Origin of the sequence: Enterobacter sp. S-33, from assembly GCF_028735835.1 — a bacterium.
Classification (GTDB): Bacteria; Pseudomonadota; Gammaproteobacteria; order Enterobacterales; family Enterobacteriaceae; genus Enterobacter; species Enterobacter vonholyi.
In genome coordinates, this window is the sequence record NZ_CP117838.1 from 1,855,953 (window position 1) to 1,873,983 (window position 18,031).

At 57.3% G+C, this 18,031-nt stretch carries 17 protein-coding genes; 10 read left to right on the forward strand and 7 right to left on the reverse strand.

Features of this window, described 5'->3' with window-relative positions:
* From ihfA to selO, 7 genes are all read left to right on the forward strand, one after another.
* Positions 1–300 (forward strand): integration host factor subunit alpha, encoded by a 300-nt coding sequence (ihfA, locus tag PUP35_RS08785; protein WP_003857805.1) that lies wholly within the window; start codon positions 1–3, stop codon positions 298–300.
* A gap of 103 nt (positions 301–403) precedes the next feature.
* Positions 404–1,384 (forward strand): vitamin B12 ABC transporter permease BtuC, encoded by a 981-nt coding sequence (gene btuC / locus PUP35_RS08790; protein ID WP_115874828.1) that lies wholly within the window; start codon positions 404–406, stop codon positions 1,382–1,384.
* A 22-nt stretch (positions 1,385–1,406) separates the two neighbouring features.
* Entirely contained in the window at positions 1,407–1,958 is a 552-nt protein-coding gene (locus PUP35_RS08795) for a glutathione peroxidase (protein WP_274242810.1), read from the forward strand.
* Positions 1,958–2,713, forward strand: coding sequence for a vitamin B12 ABC transporter ATP-binding protein BtuD (gene btuD / locus PUP35_RS08800; protein ID WP_127730480.1), 756 nt, complete (start codon positions 1,958–1,960; stop codon positions 2,711–2,713). Before PUP35_RS08795 ends, btuD begins: the two co-directional genes overlap by 1 nt.
* 74 nt (positions 2,714–2,787) lie before the next feature.
* Positions 2,788–3,252: a C40 family peptidase gene (locus tag PUP35_RS08805; protein ID WP_111965616.1), complete on the forward strand. Its 465-nt coding sequence runs from the start codon at positions 2,788–2,790 to the stop codon at positions 3,250–3,252.
* Between the two features lie 294 nt (positions 3,253–3,546).
* A complete protein-coding gene (locus tag PUP35_RS08810) occupies positions 3,547–4,263 on the forward strand; it encodes an EAL domain-containing protein (RefSeq protein ID WP_274242815.1) in 717 nt (238 codons plus the stop codon).
* Between the two features lie 61 nt (positions 4,264–4,324).
* On the forward strand, positions 4,325–5,767 hold the full coding sequence (gene selO / locus PUP35_RS08815) for a protein adenylyltransferase SelO (protein WP_274242817.1): 1,443 nt from the start codon (positions 4,325–4,327) through the stop codon (positions 5,765–5,767).
* Between the two features lie 44 nt (positions 5,768–5,811).
* Here the strand turns inward: selO and PUP35_RS08820 are convergent, their stop codons facing one another.
* From PUP35_RS08820 to PUP35_RS08840, 5 genes are read right to left on the reverse strand one after another with little or no spacing between them, the layout of a single operon-like run.
* A complete protein-coding gene (locus tag PUP35_RS08820; protein WP_274242819.1) occupies positions 5,812–6,582 on the reverse strand; it encodes a 3-hydroxybutyrate dehydrogenase in 771 nt (256 codons plus the stop codon).
* 10 nt (positions 6,583–6,592) lie between these two features.
* Positions 6,593–7,984 carry a GntP family permease gene (locus PUP35_RS08825; protein WP_274242821.1) on the reverse strand — a complete coding sequence of 464 codons (1,392 nt, stop codon included), beginning with the start codon at positions 7,982–7,984 and terminating at the stop codon, positions 6,593–6,595.
* 44 nt (positions 7,985–8,028) lie between these two features.
* A complete protein-coding gene (locus PUP35_RS08830; protein WP_274242823.1) occupies positions 8,029–9,210 on the reverse strand; it encodes an acetyl-CoA C-acetyltransferase in 1,182 nt (393 codons plus the stop codon).
* Positions 9,211–9,219: 9 nt separating this feature from the next.
* Positions 9,220–9,876 carry a CoA transferase subunit B gene (locus tag PUP35_RS08835; protein WP_274242825.1) on the reverse strand — a complete coding sequence of 219 codons (657 nt, stop codon included), beginning with the start codon at positions 9,874–9,876 and terminating at the stop codon, positions 9,220–9,222.
* A 2-nt stretch (positions 9,877–9,878) separates the two neighbouring features.
* Entirely contained in the window at positions 9,879–10,586 is a 708-nt protein-coding gene (locus PUP35_RS08840) for a CoA transferase subunit A (protein WP_115874835.1), read from the reverse strand.
* Positions 10,587–10,726: 140 nt separating this feature from the next.
* Here PUP35_RS08840 and PUP35_RS08845 point away from each other — a divergent pair, with 140 nt between their 5' ends.
* Entirely contained in the window at positions 10,727–11,629 is a 903-nt protein-coding gene (locus PUP35_RS08845) for a LysR family transcriptional regulator (RefSeq protein ID WP_164850621.1), read from the forward strand.
* Positions 11,630–11,648: 19 nt separating this feature from the next.
* Here the strand turns inward: PUP35_RS08845 and aroH are convergent, their stop codons facing one another.
* Both aroH and ppsR read right to left on the reverse strand, forming a co-directional pair.
* Complete coding sequence (gene aroH, locus PUP35_RS08850) at positions 11,649–12,695, reverse strand: 3-deoxy-7-phosphoheptulonate synthase AroH (RefSeq protein WP_008500645.1); 1,047 nt, start codon at positions 12,693–12,695, stop codon at positions 11,649–11,651.
* A gap of 152 nt (positions 12,696–12,847) precedes the next feature.
* Positions 12,848–13,681 carry a posphoenolpyruvate synthetase regulatory kinase/phosphorylase PpsR gene (gene ppsR, locus PUP35_RS08855; RefSeq protein WP_023311315.1) on the reverse strand — a complete coding sequence of 278 codons (834 nt, stop codon included), beginning with the start codon at positions 13,679–13,681 and terminating at the stop codon, positions 12,848–12,850.
* A gap of 335 nt (positions 13,682–14,016) precedes the next feature.
* Between ppsR and ppsA the strand changes: the two genes are divergently transcribed.
* Together ppsA and PUP35_RS08865 are read left to right on the forward strand one after the other, a co-directional pair.
* On the forward strand, positions 14,017–16,395 hold the full coding sequence (ppsA, locus tag PUP35_RS08860) for a phosphoenolpyruvate synthase (RefSeq protein ID WP_023311316.1): 2,379 nt from the start codon (positions 14,017–14,019) through the stop codon (positions 16,393–16,395).
* 233 nt (positions 16,396–16,628) lie between these two features.
* On the forward strand, positions 16,629–18,029 hold the full coding sequence (locus PUP35_RS08865; RefSeq protein WP_048977420.1) for an MFS transporter: 1,401 nt from the start codon (positions 16,629–16,631) through the stop codon (positions 18,027–18,029).
* Positions 18,030–18,031 lie beyond the last annotated feature (2 nt).

Below are 18,031 nucleotides of genomic sequence, written 5' to 3' on the forward strand. Positions count from 1 at the left end.
ATGGCGCTTACAAAAGCTGAAATGTCAGAATATCTGTTTGATAAGCTTGGGCTTAGCAAACGGGATGCCAAAGAGCTGGTAGAGCTGTTTTTCGAAGAGATCCGTCGTGCTCTGGAAAATGGTGAGCAGGTAAAACTCTCCGGTTTTGGCAATTTTGATTTGCGAGACAAAAACCAACGTCCGGGCCGCAACCCGAAGACGGGGGAAGATATTCCCATTACAGCCCGCCGCGTGGTGACCTTCAGACCCGGCCAGAAGTTAAAAAGCCGTGTCGAAAACGCAACGCCTAAAGCAGAGTAATATGAACTAACTAAAAAGGCCGCCCACGCGGCCTTTTTTCTTTGCGCTCTTCGGCAAACCCGCCGTAAAATCAATTACATCTCACGCTACTAAAACCGTACACATGCTTGATTATGCCCATTACCAGCACCGTTCCGATCGGCGTCACCTGCTTTTGCTGGTGCTGTTGCTCATTGCCTCCGTGGGCGTGAGCCTCTGCGCGGGCGACAGATGGATTGGGCCTGAAAGCTGGTGGGGGCCTGACGGGCAGCTCTTCGTCTGGCAAATTCGCCTGCCGCGCACCGTCGCGGTGGTTCTGGTCGGTGCCGCGCTGGCGCTATGCGGCACCATAATGCAGGCGTTGTTTGATAACCCTCTGGCGGAGCCGGGGCTGCTCGGCGTGTCGAACGGAGCGGGCGTAGGCCTGATTGCGGCGGTAATGCTGGGCGGAGGAGAACTCTCGGGATGGCGTATTAGCCTGAGCGCTATTCTCGGCGCACTGCTGATCACAGCGATCCTTCTTCGTTTCGCCAGACGGCACTTATCGACCAGCCGTCTGCTGCTTGCCGGCGTGGCGCTGGGGATCATCTGTAGCGCGTTGATGACCTGGGCGGTCTACTTCTCAACATCCTTTGACCTGCGACAGCTCATGTACTGGATGATGGGCGGTTTTGGCGGCGTTGACTGGCACCAGGGCTGGCTGATGGCGCTGCTGGTACCGGTCATCGTGTGGGCTGCCCTGCAGGCGCAGCCGCTGAATATGCTCGCGCTGGGTGAAACCTCTGCCCGCCAGCTCGGTATGCCGATTGGATTCTGGCGCAATGTGCTGGTAATAGCTATTGGCTGGCTGGTCGGCGTCAGCGTGGCTCTGGCGGGCGCGATCGGTTTTATCGGGCTGGTGATCCCACACATGCTGCGTCTGTGTGGCCTCACGGACCACAGAACCCTGCTTCCAGCCTCGGCGGTTGCCGGGGCCGTCACGCTGCTGGTGGCCGACGTCATCGCCCGGCTTGCCCTGACGGCCGCAGAGCTGCCCATTGGCGTGGTGACCGCCACGCTGGGCGCGCCGGTATTTATCTGGCTACTATTAAAAGCTGGACGTTAAATCGACAACCTGAGGAAATGCTATGCAGTCAGATATCCTGAATACTGAAGTGACCACCATTGATGGCGATAAAACCACGCTGGAACGCTACAAAGGCAACGTGCTGCTTATCGTCAACGTGGCATCCAAATGTGGCCTGACGCCGCAGTACGAGCAGCTGGAAAATATTCAGAAGGCCTGGGAGAAAGACGGTTTTACCGTGCTGGGCTTCCCGTGCAACCAGTTCCTGGGCCAGGAGCCGGGCAGCGAAGAAGAGATTAAAACCTTCTGCAGCACCACCTATGGCGTGACGTTCCCGATGTTCAGCAAAATCGATGTCAATGGCGAAGACCGCCATCCGCTGTATGCGAAGCTGATCGCTGCCGCGCCGAAGGCCGTTGCGCCTGAAGGGAGCGGTTTTTATGAACGCATGGCCAGCAAAGGCCGCGCGCCGCTTTACCCGGACGATATCCTGTGGAATTTTGAAAAATTCCTGATTGGTCGCGGTGGCCAGGTCGTTCAGCGTTTTTCGCCCGATATGACCCCAGAAGATCCGATCGTCATGGAATCGATCAAGCTGGCGCTGGCGAAATAATGTCTTTGCTGATGCAGCTCATGGACGTTGCCGAGAGGGGACGTCTTGAGCCGATGACCGGCGCCGTCAATGCGGGAGAAATCCTGCATCTTGTCGGGCCGAACGGCGCAGGAAAGAGCACGCTGCTGGCCCGGATGGCAGGCATGACTGACGGAGAAGGGCAGATAACGCTGCTTGAGCATACGCTCGCCGACTGGTCACCGGTCTCGCTGGCGCATAGGCGCAGTTACCTCGTGCAGCAGCAGGTGCCGCCCTTTGCGATGCCGGTCTGGCATTATCTGATGCTGCATTTGCACGACAAACAACATACGGCACTGCTGACTGACGTGGCCGCGGCCCTCGGGCTGGAAGATAAACTGTCCCGGCACGCCAGCCAGCTTTCCGGCGGAGAGTGGCAGCGGGTGCGACTGGCGGCTGTCATCCTTCAGATCCACCCGGCAGGCAATCCTCACGGGCGGATGCTGCTTCTCGATGAACCCATGAGCGGTCTGGATGTGGCACAGCAGGCAGCACTGGATACGCTTTTAAGCGCCCTGAGCCGACAAGGCATCGCCGTGGTGATGAGCAGTCATGACCTCAATCACACGCTGCGTCATGCCCACCGGGTGTGGCTACTGTCGCAGGGAAAGATGGTCGCCAGCGGTACGCGGGATCAGGTGCTTACGCCGCCCCATCTTGCCCGCGCATACAACATGTCGTTCCGCAGGCTGGATATAGAGGGACATAAGATGCTGATTTCTACCGGGCAAACGTAACCGTTTCTTGCCTCTTAGCACAATTGCACGCTAAATTACGAAAAGAATAAAAAAAGCAGAGGATTCGTCTGAAAATGCGATTCTGGTTTATCCTGATGGCCGCACTCTTTCTTGCGGGATGCAGTAGCCATCGTGCGCCGCCGCCTAACCCACGGCTTTCAGATTCGATCACCGTCATTGCCAGCCTCAACGACCAGCTGAGCAACTGGCGCGGTACGCCTTATCGCTACGGTGGCATGAGCCGCGGCGGCGTAGATTGCTCCGGCTTCGTTCTGATGACGTTTCGCGACAAGTTTGATTTACAGCTTCCTCGCGAAACGCGCAAGCAGGCCGAAATTGGTACTGAAATTGATAAAGACGATCTACTGCCCGGGGACCTGGTTTTCTTCAAAACCGGCTCGGGTGAAAGTGGTCTGCACGTGGGCATTTATGATACAGACAATCAGTTCATTCACGCCTCGACCAGCCGCGGCGTGATGCGTTCTTCTCTTGATAATGTTTACTGGCGTAAAAATTTCTGGCAGGCACGACGTATATAGTCTTTGTCAGAAACTTCTCTTATGGCGGCATGGTAACTAATAAATCATGCCGTTTTTTCTCAAATAAGATGCTTAAAGTTAAATTTATCTAAAATTATCGAATCCTGCATGTGTCTGTTTTATCTAAAACTGGCTATTATTTTGCAACCAGGATAAAATTATTTTAGATTCAGGGATAAATCTGAAAATAAATACGGAACTAATGAAATTAATCTTATTAAAATCAAGACAGTGGAATTGTGTCGGCAATTGCTCCAGGATGTCCTCTCTCATCTGTAATGCGGAGCGAGTGCAATGATTATTACGCTAGATAATGCTTACCAGTCTGAACTGCTGCTTCTGCCCGCCCGTAATAGCGCAGGGGAGCTTAAAGGTTTAGAGGTTCTGGTTAACTTTACTGGCGTCGGCAGCGATGTGAGGATCCCCACTGAACTCGTTATCCCTCGGCTTTCAGCAGCTGAAGAGTTAGTGCTTTTTAACGAAAAACTGCAATTGCTTGATACTTGTAAACTGTTTTTTATTCAGCATCAGTTAATTGCATGGATCAATATTACACCTGCAATAGTTGAATTTTTATTAAGTAATGGAAACGCTGTTTCAATTCTTGAGCGTTATCCGTTTCTTGAGTTTACTGTTAATGAGAATTATCCAGGTTTAAATAACGGCAAGGACGATCTGCAGCTGGCGAGAATGGCAATCCATTTCCCGTTGGTGCTGGCAAACTTTGGCGCAGGCGCCGCCTCGCTCAAAGCTGTCTATGATGGATTATTTAAACGGGTTTTTCTCGATAAAGGATTCATCCAGCAGCGCGCACCGGAGCTCTCTTTTGAGCCTTTTATGCGCGCCATCCTCTGGCAAATCACACCGCATTGCCAGTCAGTGATCGTCTCGGGCATTGACGATCACAGCCTGTTGCAACGCGTGTTGTCCTTCAATTTTGGCGCCATGCAGGGCGCACTTTGGCCAGCCGTCTCTGCCGAGCACGTTACAACGCTGGTTCAGCAGCGATAACCCTTGCTTTCGCCCGTGTTTAACTCCGGGTAAACCCTCTACACTAAAAGCAGGAGGACCTATGACCCTGTCTTTTACTGCTCAATGGCATGACGAGTTGCCCGGCTTTTACACCGCACTCAAACCAACACCGTTACAAAAGTCACGCCTTATCTGGCATAACGATTTGCTGGCAGAAGAACTGGCCATTCCGCCTGAGCTGTTTCAGCGTTCAGAGGGCGCTGGCGTCTGGGGAGGCGAAACGTTACTCGCCGGAATGCAACCACTGGCCCAGGTTTATAGCGGACATCAGTTTGGCGTCTGGGCGGGTCAACTGGGCGACGGCAGGGGGATCCTGCTCGGTGAACAACGGCTTCCCAACGGGGAGACGGTTGACTGGCACCTGAAAGGCGCGGGCCTGACGCCCTATTCGCGAATGGGCGACGGGCGTGCGGTTCTGCGTTCAACGATCCGCGAATGCCTGGGCTCCGAAGCGATGCATGCCCTGGGGATCCCCACCACCCGCGCGCTGTCGATCGTTACCAGCGATACGCCGGTTGTGCGCGAAACCGTGGAAAAGGGCGCAATGCTGATGCGTATCGCGCAAAGCCATCTGCGCTTCGGTCATTTTGAGCACTTTTACTATCGTCGCGAGCCGGAAAAGGTGCGCCAGCTGGCAGACTTTGCCATTCGCCACCACTGGGCGCATCTGATGGACGAGGCGGATAAATACGTGCTCTGGTTCAGGGATGTGGTGGCCCGTACCGCAACCCTGATTGCCCGCTGGCAAACGGTAGGCTTTGCCCATGGCGTGATGAATACGGACAACATGTCGCTTCTCGGGTTGACCTTCGACTACGGCCCGTTTGGTTTCCTGGATGATTATCAGCCGGGGTATATCTGCAACCACTCCGACTATCAGGGGCGCTACAGCTTTGACAATCAGCCCGCGGTGGGCCTGTGGAACCTGCAGCGGCTTGCGCAAACCCTGTCGCCGTTTATCGACGTTGATGCCCTGAATGATGCGCTCGACAGCTATCAGGACATATTACTGCGGGAATATGGCACGCTGATGCGCAACAAGCTGGGGCTGGTGACGCAGGAGAGGGGCGATAACGACATCCTCAATGGCCTGTTTGCCCTGATGGCGCGCGAGGGCAGCGATTATACGCGTACCTTCCGGATGCTGGGGCAGACGGAGCAGCACAGCGCCACCTCGCCGCTGCGCGATGAGTTTATTGACAGACAGGCGTTTGACGACTGGTTTGCATCGTACCGCGCGCGGCTGCAGCAGGAAGAGGTAGATGATGCGACTCGCCAGACGCAGATGAACGCCACGAACCCCGCAATGGTGTTGCGCAACTGGCTGGCGCAGCGGGCGATTGAGCAGGCGGAGCAGGGCGAGTACGACGAGTTACACCGTCTGCACGTGGCGCTGCGCACGCCGTTTGCCGATCGGGATGATGATTACGTCAGCCGCCCGCCTGACTGGGGCAAGCGGCTGGAGGTCAGTTGCTCAAGCTAGAGATTTTTTGCCGGGAGGCGGCTTTGCCTTACCCGGCCTGAACATCACTGCGCGACCCAGCCGCCATCCATATTCCACGCTGCGCCGCGAACGTTAACGGCGCTGTCGCTGCACAAAAACAGCGCCAGTTCGCCCAGCTGCTCCGGGGTAACAAACTCGCCCGAAGGCTGTTTCTCCGCCAGAAGCTGTTCCCGAGCCTGCTCCGGCGGAATGCCGTCGGCGATACGCTCGTCGATTTGCTGTTGCACCAGCGGCGTCAGTACCCAGCCGGGACAGATCGTATTGGCGGTAATGCCGGTGCGGGCGGTTTCCAGCGCCAGCGATTTCGTAAAGCCCACCACGCCGTGCTTGGCGGCCACGTAGGCCGACTTCTCTTTTGACGCGACCAGCCCGTGAACGGAGGCGATATTAATGATGCGCCCCCAGTTTTTCTCGCGCATGGCAGGGAGCGCCAGCCGGCTGGTGTGAAACACCGACGAGAGGTTAATGGCGATAATGTCGTTCCATTTTTCTACCGGAAACGCGTCAACCGGCGCCACGTGCTGTATGCCCGCGTTGTTAACAAGAATGTCCACGCCGCCAAACTGCGATTCGGCATAGCGCATCATGGCTTCAATTTGCAGCACGTCACGCAGGTCCGCATCGTGATAGCCCGGCTTTTTGCCCAGGTGCGCAATAGCTTCTCTTGCTGATTCGCTATCGCCGAAACCGTTGAGGATAAGCTGCGCCCCGGCCTTCGCCAGTACGCGGGCGATCCCAAGGCCAATACCGCTGGTCGAGCCGGTGACCAGGGCGGTTTTACCGTTCAGATTCATCTTTCTCTCCTTATACAATGCCGGTCAGATAGAACACGGCAATGACAAAAAGCACTGCCAGACTTTTAATGATGGTGATAGCGAAAATGCCGCCGTAGGCCTGGCGATGGCTCAGGCCAGTGATAGCCAGCAGGGTAATCACCGCGCCGTTATGGGGCAGCGTATCCATACCGCCGCTCGCCATTGAAGCCACGCGGTGCAGCACCTCAAGCGGGATATTGGCGGCGTGGGCGGCGGCGACAAACGTGTCGGACATAGCGGCGAGCGCAATACTCATCCCCCCGGACGCCGAGCCGGTGATCCCCGCAAGCACCGTCACGCTGATGGCCTCATTCAGCAGCGGATTCGGAATAGCCGCCAGCGCGTGGGATAACACCAGAAAACCGGGCAGGGCGGCGATAACCGCGCCGAAACCATACTCCGAGGCGGTATTCATCGCCGCAAGAATGGCGCCGCTTACCGCGGTCCGGCTGCCTTCAGCCAGACGCCCCCGGATGTTGCGAAAGCCAAAAATCAGCACCAGCAAGATACCGGAGATCAGTGCCACTTCCACGGCCCAGATGGCGGTGATCTTGCCCACCTCGGTCACGATCGGTTTCGCCAGACCGGGCAGGGTCAGCTCGTGAGTCGTGCCGTACCAGCCGGGGATCCAGCGGGTAAACAGCAGGTTCAGTATGCCCACCACCAGCAGCGGGGCGATGGCAATCAGCGGGTGAGGGAGGTTAATGTTGTCCGGCGTTTCCGGTTCATTTTTCAGATCCGTGCCGTAACCTTCTTTGTTATTGAACGCCTTACGCCGCTGGCGCTCCAGCCAGAGCAGGCCAAAGACGATAATAAACAGAGATCCGATAAGCCCCAGCCACGGCGCGGCCCAGGCGTTGGTACCAAAGAAGCTGGTGGGGATAATGTTCTGGATCTGCGGCGTGCCCGGCAGGGCATCCATGGTAAACGAGAAGGCCCCGAGCGCCACGGTGGCCGGGATCAGCCGTTTAGGGATGCCGCTCTGGCGGAACAGTTCCGCGGCAAACGGGTAAACCGCAAACGCCACCACGAACAGCGACACGCCGCCGTAGGTTAACAGCGCGCACACCAGAACAATCACCGGGATGGCGTGGCGACGGCCCAGGATCTGAATCGCGGCGGCGACGATGGAGCGCGAGAAGCCGGAAAGCTCAATCAGTTTGCCAAACACCGCCCCCAGCAGGAACACCGGGAAGTAGAGCTTGACGAAGCCCACCATCTTTTCCATGAACAGGCCGGTAAAGGTCGGGCCGACGGCGCCCGGGTCGGTCAGCAGTACGGCACCGAGCGCCGCAATCGGCGCAAACAAAATCACGCTATATCCGCGATAGGCCGCCAGCATCAGCAGCCCCAGCGCCGCCAGGGCAATTAACACGCTCATTACGACTCCTCACTTTAATTATTATTCGGGTACTAACGAGATGCTTAACGTTCAACGGTGAGGGCGATGCCTTGCCCGCCGCCTACGCACAGGGTGACGAGTCCTTTTTTAACGTCACGGCGCTGCATTTCGTGCAGCAGCGTCACGAGGATGCGGCAGCCGGAGGCGCCAATCGGATGGCCCAGGGCGATAGCGCCACCGTTAACGTTCACCTTTCGCTCATCCCAGCCAAGCTGCTTACCCACCGCCAGCGCCTGCGCGGCAAAGGCTTCATTGGCTTCAATGAGGTCCACGTCATCGAGCGTCCAGCCCGCTCGTGCCAGCGCGGTCTGGCAGGCGCTGACCGGACCGATGCCCATCACCGACGGATCAACGCCCGTCACGGCGTAACTCACGATGCGGCCCAGGATCGGCAGTCCGCTCGCCCGTGCGTTTTCGCCGCTCATCAGCAGCACCGCAGCTGCACCGTCGTTGAGCGTGGAGGCATTTCCGGCCGTGACCGTGCCTTCCTCCTGCAAAAAGGCGGGGCGCAGCTGCGCAAGCTGCTCGGCGGTGGTGCCTGGCCGGGGCTGCTCGTCACGGCTGACAATAAGCGGAGGCTTTTTACCCTGTTTCACCGTCACCGGCGCAATCTCCGGGTCAAAACGACCCGCTTCGGCGGCGGAAGCCGCCTTCTGCTGCGACCGGGCAGCGAAGGCGTCCTGCTCTTCGCGGGAAACGCCAAACTGCCGGGCGACGTTTTCAGCGGTGATCCCCATGTGGTAATCGTTGAACGCATCCCACAGGCCGTCCGTAATCATGCTGTCCTGCAGGCCCGTATGGCCAAAACGCAGCCCTGAACGCGCGCCGTCCAGTAGATAGGGGGCGTTGCTCATGCTCTCCTGACCGCCTGCGATAATCGCGTCCGCATCGCCGCATCGGATCGCCTGCGCGGCGAGCTGCACCGTTTTCAAGCCCGCGCCGCACACCAGGTTGACCGTAGTCGCCGGCGTGCTGAAGGGCAATCCGGCGGCGATGGCCGTCTGGCGCGCAGGGTTTTGCCCGCATCCCGCCGTCAGCACCTGGCCGAAAATCACCTCGTCTATCGTCTCTGCTGGAAGACCGCTGCTTTCAAGCAGACGACGCACCGCGACGGCTCCCAGCTCGGCCGCAGAGAGGGGCGCGAGCGATCCGCGAAAACTGCCAATGGGGGTTCGCGTTGCCCCGACAATCATGACCTCTTTCATGGTGAGTCCTCAGCTAAAGCGCATCTCGCGAACGTCGTCCGCCACAATCATTTTCCCGGCCGTTTTCGCCGCGATTTCATCGATACTGACGCCGGGGGCGTATTCCCGCAGGATGAACGCGCCGTCCGCGATCTCGAGCAGCGCGAGGTCGGTTAAGACCCGGCGGATACAGCCCGCCCCCGTGAGCGGCAGCGTGCAGCGCGACAGCAGCTTTGACTCACCGCTTTTCGACGCGTGGGTCATCACCACAATGATGTTCTGCGCTCCGGCGACGAGATCCATCGCGCCGCCCATACCCTTCACCATCTTTCCGGGGATCATCCACGAGGCGATATTGCCTTCGACATCCACCTCAAACGCGCCCAGCACCGTCAGGTCAACATGGCCGCCGCGGATCATGGCAAACGACTGGGCCGAGTCGAAAATGGCCGCGCCCATCCGTGCGGTCACGGTCTGTTTACCGGCGTTGATCATGTCCGCATCAAGGCTCTGTTCGTCAGGAAACGCGCCCATCCCCAGCAGTCCGTTTTCCGACTGAAGCATCACGTCCATTCCTTCCGGAATGTAGTTCGCCACCAGGGTAGGAATACCGATCCCCAGGTTGACGTAATATCCGTCCCGCAGCTCGCGGGCGACGCGCATGGCCATCTGTTCACGGGTTAACATCGTCACACTCCTTCCGCGCGCAGGGTGCGCTGTTCAATGCGTTTTTCAAACTGGCCGACAATCAGCCTGTCGACGTAAATGCCCGGGGTATGAATGGCCGACGGGGGCAGCTCGCCCGGGGGAACAATCTCTTCCACCTCGACGACCGTTATCCGGCCCGCCGTTGCCATCAGCGGATTAAAATTTTGCGCAGTATGCCGGTAGACGACGTTGCCGTACCAGTCCGCTTTCCAGCCCTTGATCAGCGCGAAATCCCCGGTAATGGCCTCTTCGAGGATGTAGTGCTTACCGGCAAACTGGCGCACGTCTTTGCCGGTAGCCACGGGCGTGCCGTAGCCGGTGGCCGTGTAAAATGCCGGGATACCCGCACCGCCCGCGCGCACCTTTTCCGCCAGCGTGCCCTGAGGCGTGAGTTCAATCTCCAGTTCGCCGCTCAGCACCTGCTGCTCGAACAGCGCGTTTTCGCCGACGTAAGAAGCCACCACCTTACGCACCTGCCGCGTCTCAAGCAGAAGCCCAAGACCGAAGCCGTCCACGCCGCAGTTGTTTGATACCACCGTCAGATCTTTCACCTGACGGCGTCTGACCTCTGCTATCAGGTTCTCCGGAATACCGCACAGGCCGAAGCCGCCCGCCAGCAAAGTCATTCCGTCCGTCAGCCCATCCAGCGCCTGCGCATAGCTGTCGACGCGCTTATCCAGTCCCGCCATCGTCATTCCTCCTCTTAACCGTGGCGGTATCATTAGGGGCGGCAACTCATTTGTTAATTTTGAATTTGTGACCCACTCATTTGGTTTTTTTATTAATTTCCTGTTAACTAAATTTTTTCAATTAGTTAACAAGGTGAAAAATGAGAATGAGTGTCAAACAGTTACGCGCATTTTTAGCGGTAGCTCACACTCTCAATTTCGCGCACGCCAGCGAACGGCTGAATCTTTCCCAGCCGGCCCTGAGCCTGACGATTAAAGCGCTGGAGGACGCGCTCGGCGGACCGCTGCTGCAGCGGAGCACGCGCAAGGTCGCGCTGACGCAGGAGGGCGAGACGTTTTTGCCGATGGCGCGCCAGCTGCTTGCCGACTGGGATAACGTCGAAGAGGCGATGCACCAGTGCTTTACCCTGCAGCGCGGTAAAATTTCGGTTGCGGCCATGCCGTCGTTTGCCGCGAATGTCCTGCCCGAGGTGCTAAAAGCGTTTCGCGATCGTCATGCCGGGATTAACGTCACCGTGCATGACGTTATCAACGAGCAGGTGATAGAGATGGTGCGGGAAGGGCGCGTGGAGATGGGCATCGCCTTTGAGCCCGCGCCCACGCACAACCTGCTGTTTACCCCGCTGGGTCTCGACCGCTTTGTTGCCATTGTGCCGAAAGATTCCCCGCTGGCAGGCAAAAAGCGCCTGACATGGGAAGCGCTGCTGACGCTGGATTTCATCACCCTGCAGCGCCCCTCAGCGGTACGTCTGATGATGGAGGAGGAGCTGGCGCGAAGCGGCAGAAAGCTGGACGTCGCGCTGGAGAGCCATCAGCTGGTTACGGTCGGGCGAATGGTCGCGAGCGGGCTGGGCGGCAGCGCCGTCCCGGCGCTCTGCGAAGCCCAGATGACGGCGCTGGGCGCGGTCTGTATTCCGCTGGATAACCCGCCGATTGAAAAGTGCATTGGGGCGATCCATCCCGGGCACACGCAGCTCTCAAAAGCGGCGCATGCCCTGCTGGAAACGCTGAAGGATTTTTATCAACCGGGTCAGGCGGTGTGACCCGGCTGACCCGCATGCTTCAGAAGCGGGTATCTACTGCTGCAGCCAGCTTTTCCAGCAGCAGCTCGCTGTCTTCCCAGCTCAGGCACGGGTCGGTGATCGACTGGCCGTAAACCATCTGCTGTCCGGCAACGATTTTCTGCGTGCCTTCCTTGATGAAGCTTTCCGCCATAATCCCGGCAACGGCGGTCGAGCCGCTGCGGATCTGCTGGCAGATCTCATCGCAGACGTCCAGCTGGCGGCGATGCTGCTTCTGGCAGTTGCCGTGGCTGAAATCCACTACCAGATGTTCCGGCAGGTCGAATTCGGCCAGCGTTTCACAGGCTGCCGCAATATCTTGTGCATGGTAATTGGGTTTCTTCCCGCCGCGCATAATGATGTGCCCGTAAGGGTTACCGCTGGTCTGGTAGATGGTCATATGACCGCTTTTATCCGGCGACAGGAACATATGGCTGGCACGGGCAGCGCGGATGGCATCAACCGCAATACGGGTGTTGCCATCGGTCCCGTTTTTAAAGCCGACCGGGCAGGAGAGGGCGGAGGCCATCTCGCGGTGGATTTGGCTTTCGGTGGTGCGTGCGCCAATTGCGCCCCAGCTGATCAGATCGGCGATAAACTGCCCGGTCACCATATCGAGAAACTCGGTCGCCGTCGGCACGCCCAGCTCGTTGACCTGCAAAAGCAGCTTCCGCGCCAGCTCGATGCCGTGGTTCACGCGATAGCTGCCGTTGAGGTCAGGATCGGAGATCAGCCCTTTCCAGCCCACCACGGTCCGCGGTTTTTCAAAGTAGGTGCGCATAACAATCTCAAGGCGGTGCTGATACTTATCCCGCAGGCCCTGAAGCCGTTTTGCATAATCCATCGCGGCATCCAGGTCGTGGATGGAGCAGGGACCAATCACCACCAGAAGACGCTTGTCTTCACCATTGAGGATTTTTTCAATGCGGCGGCGGGAGGCCGTCACGTGTTCCGCAACGGCAGCGGAAACAGGATGCCGCTGGGCCAGTTCAGCCGGCGTAACCAGGCTGTCAATGCGCGCAGTGCGGAGTTCATCGGTTTTATTCATGGAATGTCTCAGAAAATTTTTGCTTCATCGGCAGACTACCGGGAAGTGATGGGCATCACCTTAAACCAATCCCTGCTGATTTCAAGTTCGGGGCGACACCGCCCCGTGGTTGCCGATGATGATACCTGAATCTGAGTTAATGTACTAGCATATTAGTACATGCGGCGGTTTAGCCCCATGATGTCGAGAATTTTGGTGGCAATTTCTTCCACCGAATAGTTGGTGCTGTTCAGCCATGGGATCTGATTTTTGCGGTACAGGGCTTCCACTTCGGAGACCTCCATCCGGCACTGGCGCATGGAGGCGTAGCGGCTGTTCTCGCGGCGCTCTTCGCGGATAGCGGCAAGGCGCTCCGGATTAATGGTCAGCCCGAACAGCTTGTGCTGCAGCGGCTTGAGGGCAGCGGGCAGCACCAGGTTATCCATATCGTCAGCGATAAACGGGTAGTTGGCGGCGCGAATGCCGAACTGCATCGCCAGGTAGAGGCTGGTCGGCGTTTTGCCGCAGCGCGACACGCCAAGCAGGATCACCTGCGCCTGGTCGAGATTGCGCAGCGAGATACCGTCGTCGTGCGCGAGGGTGTAATCGATGGCGGCAATACGCGCGTCGTACTTGGTCAGGTTGCCGGGGTTCAGCCCGTGGGTACGGTGGGCGATAGGGGTCGGGTCGAGCTTCAGCTCGCTTTGCAGCGGAGCCACCAGCGCCTGCACAATATCCTGGCAGAAGCCTTCGCTCTGCAGAATGATGGAGCGAATCTCGGGGATCACGATGGAGTAGAACACCAGCGGGCGGACGCCGGTCTGCTGGTAAATGGCGTCGATCTGGTCCTTCACCGCTTTGGCGCGGCTCTCATTTTCGACAAACGGCAGCGTAATGCTGTTGATCGATACGGGAAACTGCGACATCACCGCGTGGCCCAGCACCTCGGCGGTGATCGCCGTACCATCAGAAATATAAAAAACGTGACGATCGACAGCACTATCCATTTTACCCACCCTGAATATCAGACGTAATTGTCTGAAAGCATAAATTAAAAAAGTAATTTACACAGCAAAGAACTTATCCTAATTATGAGTGAAACACTGTTTTTGATTTTCCTGAAAAGTGGATTTCATTTTTCAAATAGCGACTTTATTTTTGGGGTTTCTGGCTGAATATAGAGGAATCATCGGGTTAATCGTTGATGGGAAAGTATCCGAAAAGTTGAAATTTTAAATTGCTTACACGATTCACCGTTTTTTTAGCGGAAATAAATATGCCAGTATAAAAACGTAGTCAGGTGTTACTTACTCCGATCAAATATCACAAAAGGATTGTTTCGATGTCCAACAATGGCTCGTCACCGCTGGTGCTTTGGTATAACCAACTCGGCATGAATGATGTAGACAGAGTTGGGGGCAAAAATGCCTCCCTGGGTGAAATGATTACAAACCTCTCGGGTATGGGTGTCTCCGTACCGAACGGGTTTGCCACCACCGCCGATGCCTTTAACCTGTTTTTAGACCAGAGCGGTGTTAACCAGCGCATTTACGACCTGCTGGATAAAACGGATATTGATGACGTCACCGAGCTTGCCAAAGCCGGGGCGCAGATCCGCCAGTGGATCATCGACACACCTTTCCAGCCGGAACTGGAAAAAGCCATTCACGACGCGTACAACCAGCTCTCCGCTGACGATGCGCAGGCCTCCTTTGCCGTACGTTCCTCTGCGACCGCGGAAGATATGCCGGACGCCTCGTTTGCCGGACAGCAGGAAACCTTCCTGAACGTCCAGGGTTACGATGCGGTGCTGGTGGCGGTGAAGCACGTGTTTGCTTCCCTGTTCAACGACCGTGCCATCTCCTATCGCGTGCATCAGGGCTACGACCATCGCGGCGTGGCGCTCTCCGCTGGCGTACAGCGCATGGTGCGCTCGGACGTGGGTTCATCCGGCGTGATGTTCTCCATAGATACTGAATCCGGCTTCGACCAGGTGGTGTTTATCACCTCTGCGTGGGGTCTGGGTGAGATGGTTGTGCAGGGTGCGGTTAACCCTGACGAATTCTATGTTCATAAGCCTACGCTGGCCGCTGGCCGTCCGGCGGTGGTGCGCCGCACCATGGGTTCAAAGAAAATCCGCATGATCTATGCCCCGACGCAGGAGCATGGCAAGCAGGTTAAAATTGAAGACGTACCGCAGGAACAGCGCGACCGCTTCTCCCTGACCGACGCTGAAGTTCAGGAGCTGGCGAAGCAGGCGGTGCAGATCGAAAAACACTACGGCCGTCCGATGGACATCGAATGGGCGAAAGACGGTAACACCGGCAAGCTGTTTATCGTGCAGGCGCGTCCGGAAACCGTCCGCTCTCGCGGTCAGGTGATGGAGCGTTATACGCTGCACGCCCAGGGCAAAATCGTGGCGGAAGGCCGTGCTATCGGTCACCGCATCGGTGCCGGTCCGGTTAAAGTGATCCACGACATCAGCGAGATGAACCGTATTGAGCCCGGCGACGTGCTGGTGACCGACATGACCGACCCGGACTGGGAACCGATCATGAAGAAAGCGGCGGCTATCGTCACCAACCGCGGCGGTCGTACCTGCCACGCGGCGATCATTGCCCGCGAGCTGGGTATTCCTGCGGTTGTCGGCTGCGGTGATGCCACCGAGCGCATGAAGGACGGCCAGAACGTGACCGTTTCCTGTGCCGAAGGCGATACCGGCTATGTGTATGCCGATATCCTCGACTTCAGCGTGAAGAGCTCCAGCGTGGACACCATGCCGGATCTGCCGCTGAAGATCATGATGAACGTCGGTAACCCGGACCGCGCGTTCGACTTCGCCTGCCTGCCGAACGAAGGCGTAGGCCTGGCGCGCCTGGAATTTATCATCAACCGTATGATCGGCGTTCACCCGCGTGCGCTGCTTGAGTTTGACGACCAGGATCCAAAGCTGCAGAACGAAATCCGCGAGATGATGAAAGGCTACGACTCGCCGAAAGAGTTCTACGTCGGCCGTCTGACCGAAGGGATCGCGACGCTCGGCGCCGCTTTCTATCCGAAACGCGTGATTGTGCGTCTGTCTGACTTTAAGTCTAACGAATACGCCAACCTGGTAGGCGGCGAGCGCTACGAGCCGGAAGAAGAGAACCCGATGCTGGGCTTCCGCGGGGCCGGACGCTACGTGTCCGACAGCTTCCGCGACTGTTTCGCGCTGGAGTGCGAGGCGGTGAAGCGCGTGCGCAACGACATGGGGCTGACCAACGTCGAAATCATGATCCCGTTTGTGCGTACCGTCGATCAGGCGAAAGCCGTTGTTGACGAGCTGGCGCGTCAGGGTCTGAAGCGCGGCGAGAACGGGCTGAAGATCATCATGATGTGCGAAATCCCGTCCAACGCCCTGTTGGCCGAGCAGTTCCTGGAACATTTCGACGGCTTCTCTATCGGCTCGAACGACATGACGCAGCTGACGCTGGGTCTGGACCGTGACTCCGGCGTGGTCTCCGAGCTGTTCGATGAGCGTAACGAGGCGGTGAAGGCGCTGCTTTCTATGTCCATTCGCGCGGCGAAGAAGCAGGGCAAATACGTCGGGATTTGCGGTCAGGGTCCATCCGACCATGAAGACTTTGCCGCCTGGCTGATGGAAGAGGGGATCGATAGCCTGTCCCTGAACCCGGATACGGTGGTGCAAACCTGGCTGAGCCTGGCGGAACTGAACAAGTAACGCCACGCTGACCCGAAAAGGCGAGGATATTATTCCTCGCCTTTTTTATTTCATTTGTTATTTGCTCCCCATCACAAATAAAGTAAAAAACTAAATATCATAATTTGCCTGTTAATTTAGACAATTGTTAGCGCGCAACGCGTTGCTAATACTTGAGCCTTACTGCGCATTTCCCTTCAGGTGATGCGCAACTGGTTGAAATACGTTTTAACCTGATAAAAAGGCAAATAACAATGACACTTTCCTCTGTATTGCGTACCAAAGATAAAATAGGTTATGGCTTAGGTGATATGGCCAGCGCACTGGTCTGGCAAACGGCAACCTTATTTCTCGCTTATTTCTATACGGACGTTTTTGGGCTTCCCGCCGCAATTATGGGCACCATGTTTTTAGTGGTGCGCGTGGTCGATGCATTTGTCGACCCGTGCATTGGCGCGCTGGTTGACCGCACACAGACGCGTCACGGACGTTTCCGTCCCTGGCTGCTGTGGTTCGCCATCCCGTTTGGCGTAAGCTGCCTTATCACTTTTTATGTACCGGACGTGGGGCCGACGGCGAAAATCGTCTATGCCTGCGTGACCTACGCAATTTTAAGCCTGATTTACTCCGCGATTAACGTGCCTTACTGCGCCATGCCCGGCGCGCTGACGCTGGATCCGCGCGAGCGTCACTCCCTGCAGTCGTGGCGTTTTGGCCTGTCGTTTATCGGCGGGTTGATTGTGACGGTTATTGCCCTGCCGCTGGTCTCATTGTTAGGCCAGGGCAACGTGCAGAAAGGCTATTTCTATGCCATGAGTCTGATGGGCCTGCTGGGAATCGTTCTGTTCTTCTGCTGTTTCCTGATGACCCGCGAGCGCTATTCGCCGCGCAATGATACCTCCGGCTCGATGCTCACCGATTTAAAACTGCTGGCCGGGAACAGCCAGTGGCGCATTGTTTTCCTGTTTAATATTTTGCTGTTAACGGCGGTGGTGACGCGCGGTTCCGCCACGATGTATTACGTGAACTATGTGCTGTTGCGCCCGGATCTGGTTTTTGCCTTTATTGTTTCCGGCATGGTGGCCTCCTTAAGCGGCGCATTATTATCTGAACGGCTGCTGGGAAAATTTGACCGCGTGCGCGCCTATCAGTGGACGATAATTTCCTTCGTGATTTTTGGTGCGCTGATTTTCTTCCTGCCGCCTTCGCAGGTGTGGCTGATCTTTGGCCTCAACATCGTCTTTAGCTTTATTCAAAACCTCACCACGCCGCTGCAGTGGACCATGTTCTCCGATGTGGTCGACTACGAGGAGCATCGCAGCGGCCGTCGTCTGGACGGGCTGGTCTTCTCCACCGCGCTGTTTGCCATCAAATTCGGCCTGGCGCTGGGCGGCGCGGTGGTCGGCTGGGTGCTTGGCATGGTGGATTACGCCCCGGGACAGGCAACCCAGGCGCCAGGCGTTCTCTCGACCATCAACGCGCTGTTCACCCTCATCCCTTGCGCGCTGTTCCTCTGCATGGTCGCGCTGCTGGCCATCTACAAGCTTAACAGCCGGCTGGTGGATTCCATCGCCCGTGAGCTGGCCAGCAAACGTGAAGTCAGACCCGAAGCGGGGCAGCTCAGCCCGGCAACCCCTTCCGCACTACAGGAGTAAAA

Coding starts and splice junctions, on each gene's coding strand:
- ihfA (WP_003857805.1), top strand. CDS start 1: ATGGCGCTTACAAAAGCTGAAATGTCAGAATATCTGTTTGATAAGCTT.
- btuC (WP_115874828.1), top strand. CDS start 404: ATGCTTGATTATGCCCATTACCAGCACCGTTCCGATCGGCGTCACCTG.
- PUP35_RS08795 (WP_274242810.1), top strand. CDS start 1,407: ATGCAGTCAGATATCCTGAATACTGAAGTGACCACCATTGATGGCGAT.
- btuD (WP_127730480.1), top strand. CDS start 1,958: ATGTCTTTGCTGATGCAGCTCATGGACGTTGCCGAGAGGGGACGTCTT.
- PUP35_RS08805 (WP_111965616.1), top strand. CDS start 2,788: ATGCGATTCTGGTTTATCCTGATGGCCGCACTCTTTCTTGCGGGATGC.
- PUP35_RS08810 (WP_274242815.1), top strand. CDS start 3,547: ATGATTATTACGCTAGATAATGCTTACCAGTCTGAACTGCTGCTTCTG.
- selO (WP_274242817.1), top strand. CDS start 4,325: ATGACCCTGTCTTTTACTGCTCAATGGCATGACGAGTTGCCCGGCTTT.
- PUP35_RS08820 (WP_274242819.1), bottom strand. CDS start 6,582: ATGAATCTGAACGGTAAAACCGCCCTGGTCACCGGCTCGACCAGCGGT.
- PUP35_RS08825 (WP_274242821.1), bottom strand. CDS start 7,984: ATGAGCGTGTTAATTGCCCTGGCGGCGCTGGGGCTGCTGATGCTGGCG.
- PUP35_RS08830 (WP_274242823.1), bottom strand. CDS start 9,210: ATGAAAGAGGTCATGATTGTCGGGGCAACGCGAACCCCCATTGGCAGT.
- PUP35_RS08835 (WP_274242825.1), bottom strand. CDS start 9,876: ATGTTAACCCGTGAACAGATGGCCATGCGCGTCGCCCGCGAGCTGCGG.
- PUP35_RS08840 (WP_115874835.1), bottom strand. CDS start 10,586: ATGGCGGGACTGGATAAGCGCGTCGACAGCTATGCGCAGGCGCTGGAT.
- PUP35_RS08845 (WP_164850621.1), top strand. CDS start 10,727: ATGAGAATGAGTGTCAAACAGTTACGCGCATTTTTAGCGGTAGCTCAC.
- aroH (WP_008500645.1), bottom strand. CDS start 12,695: ATGAATAAAACCGATGAACTCCGCACTGCGCGCATTGACAGCCTGGTT.
- ppsR (WP_023311315.1), bottom strand. CDS start 13,681: ATGGATAGTGCTGTCGATCGTCACGTTTTTTATATTTCTGATGGTACG.
- ppsA (WP_023311316.1), top strand. CDS start 14,017: ATGTCCAACAATGGCTCGTCACCGCTGGTGCTTTGGTATAACCAACTC.
- PUP35_RS08865 (WP_048977420.1), top strand. CDS start 16,629: ATGACACTTTCCTCTGTATTGCGTACCAAAGATAAAATAGGTTATGGC.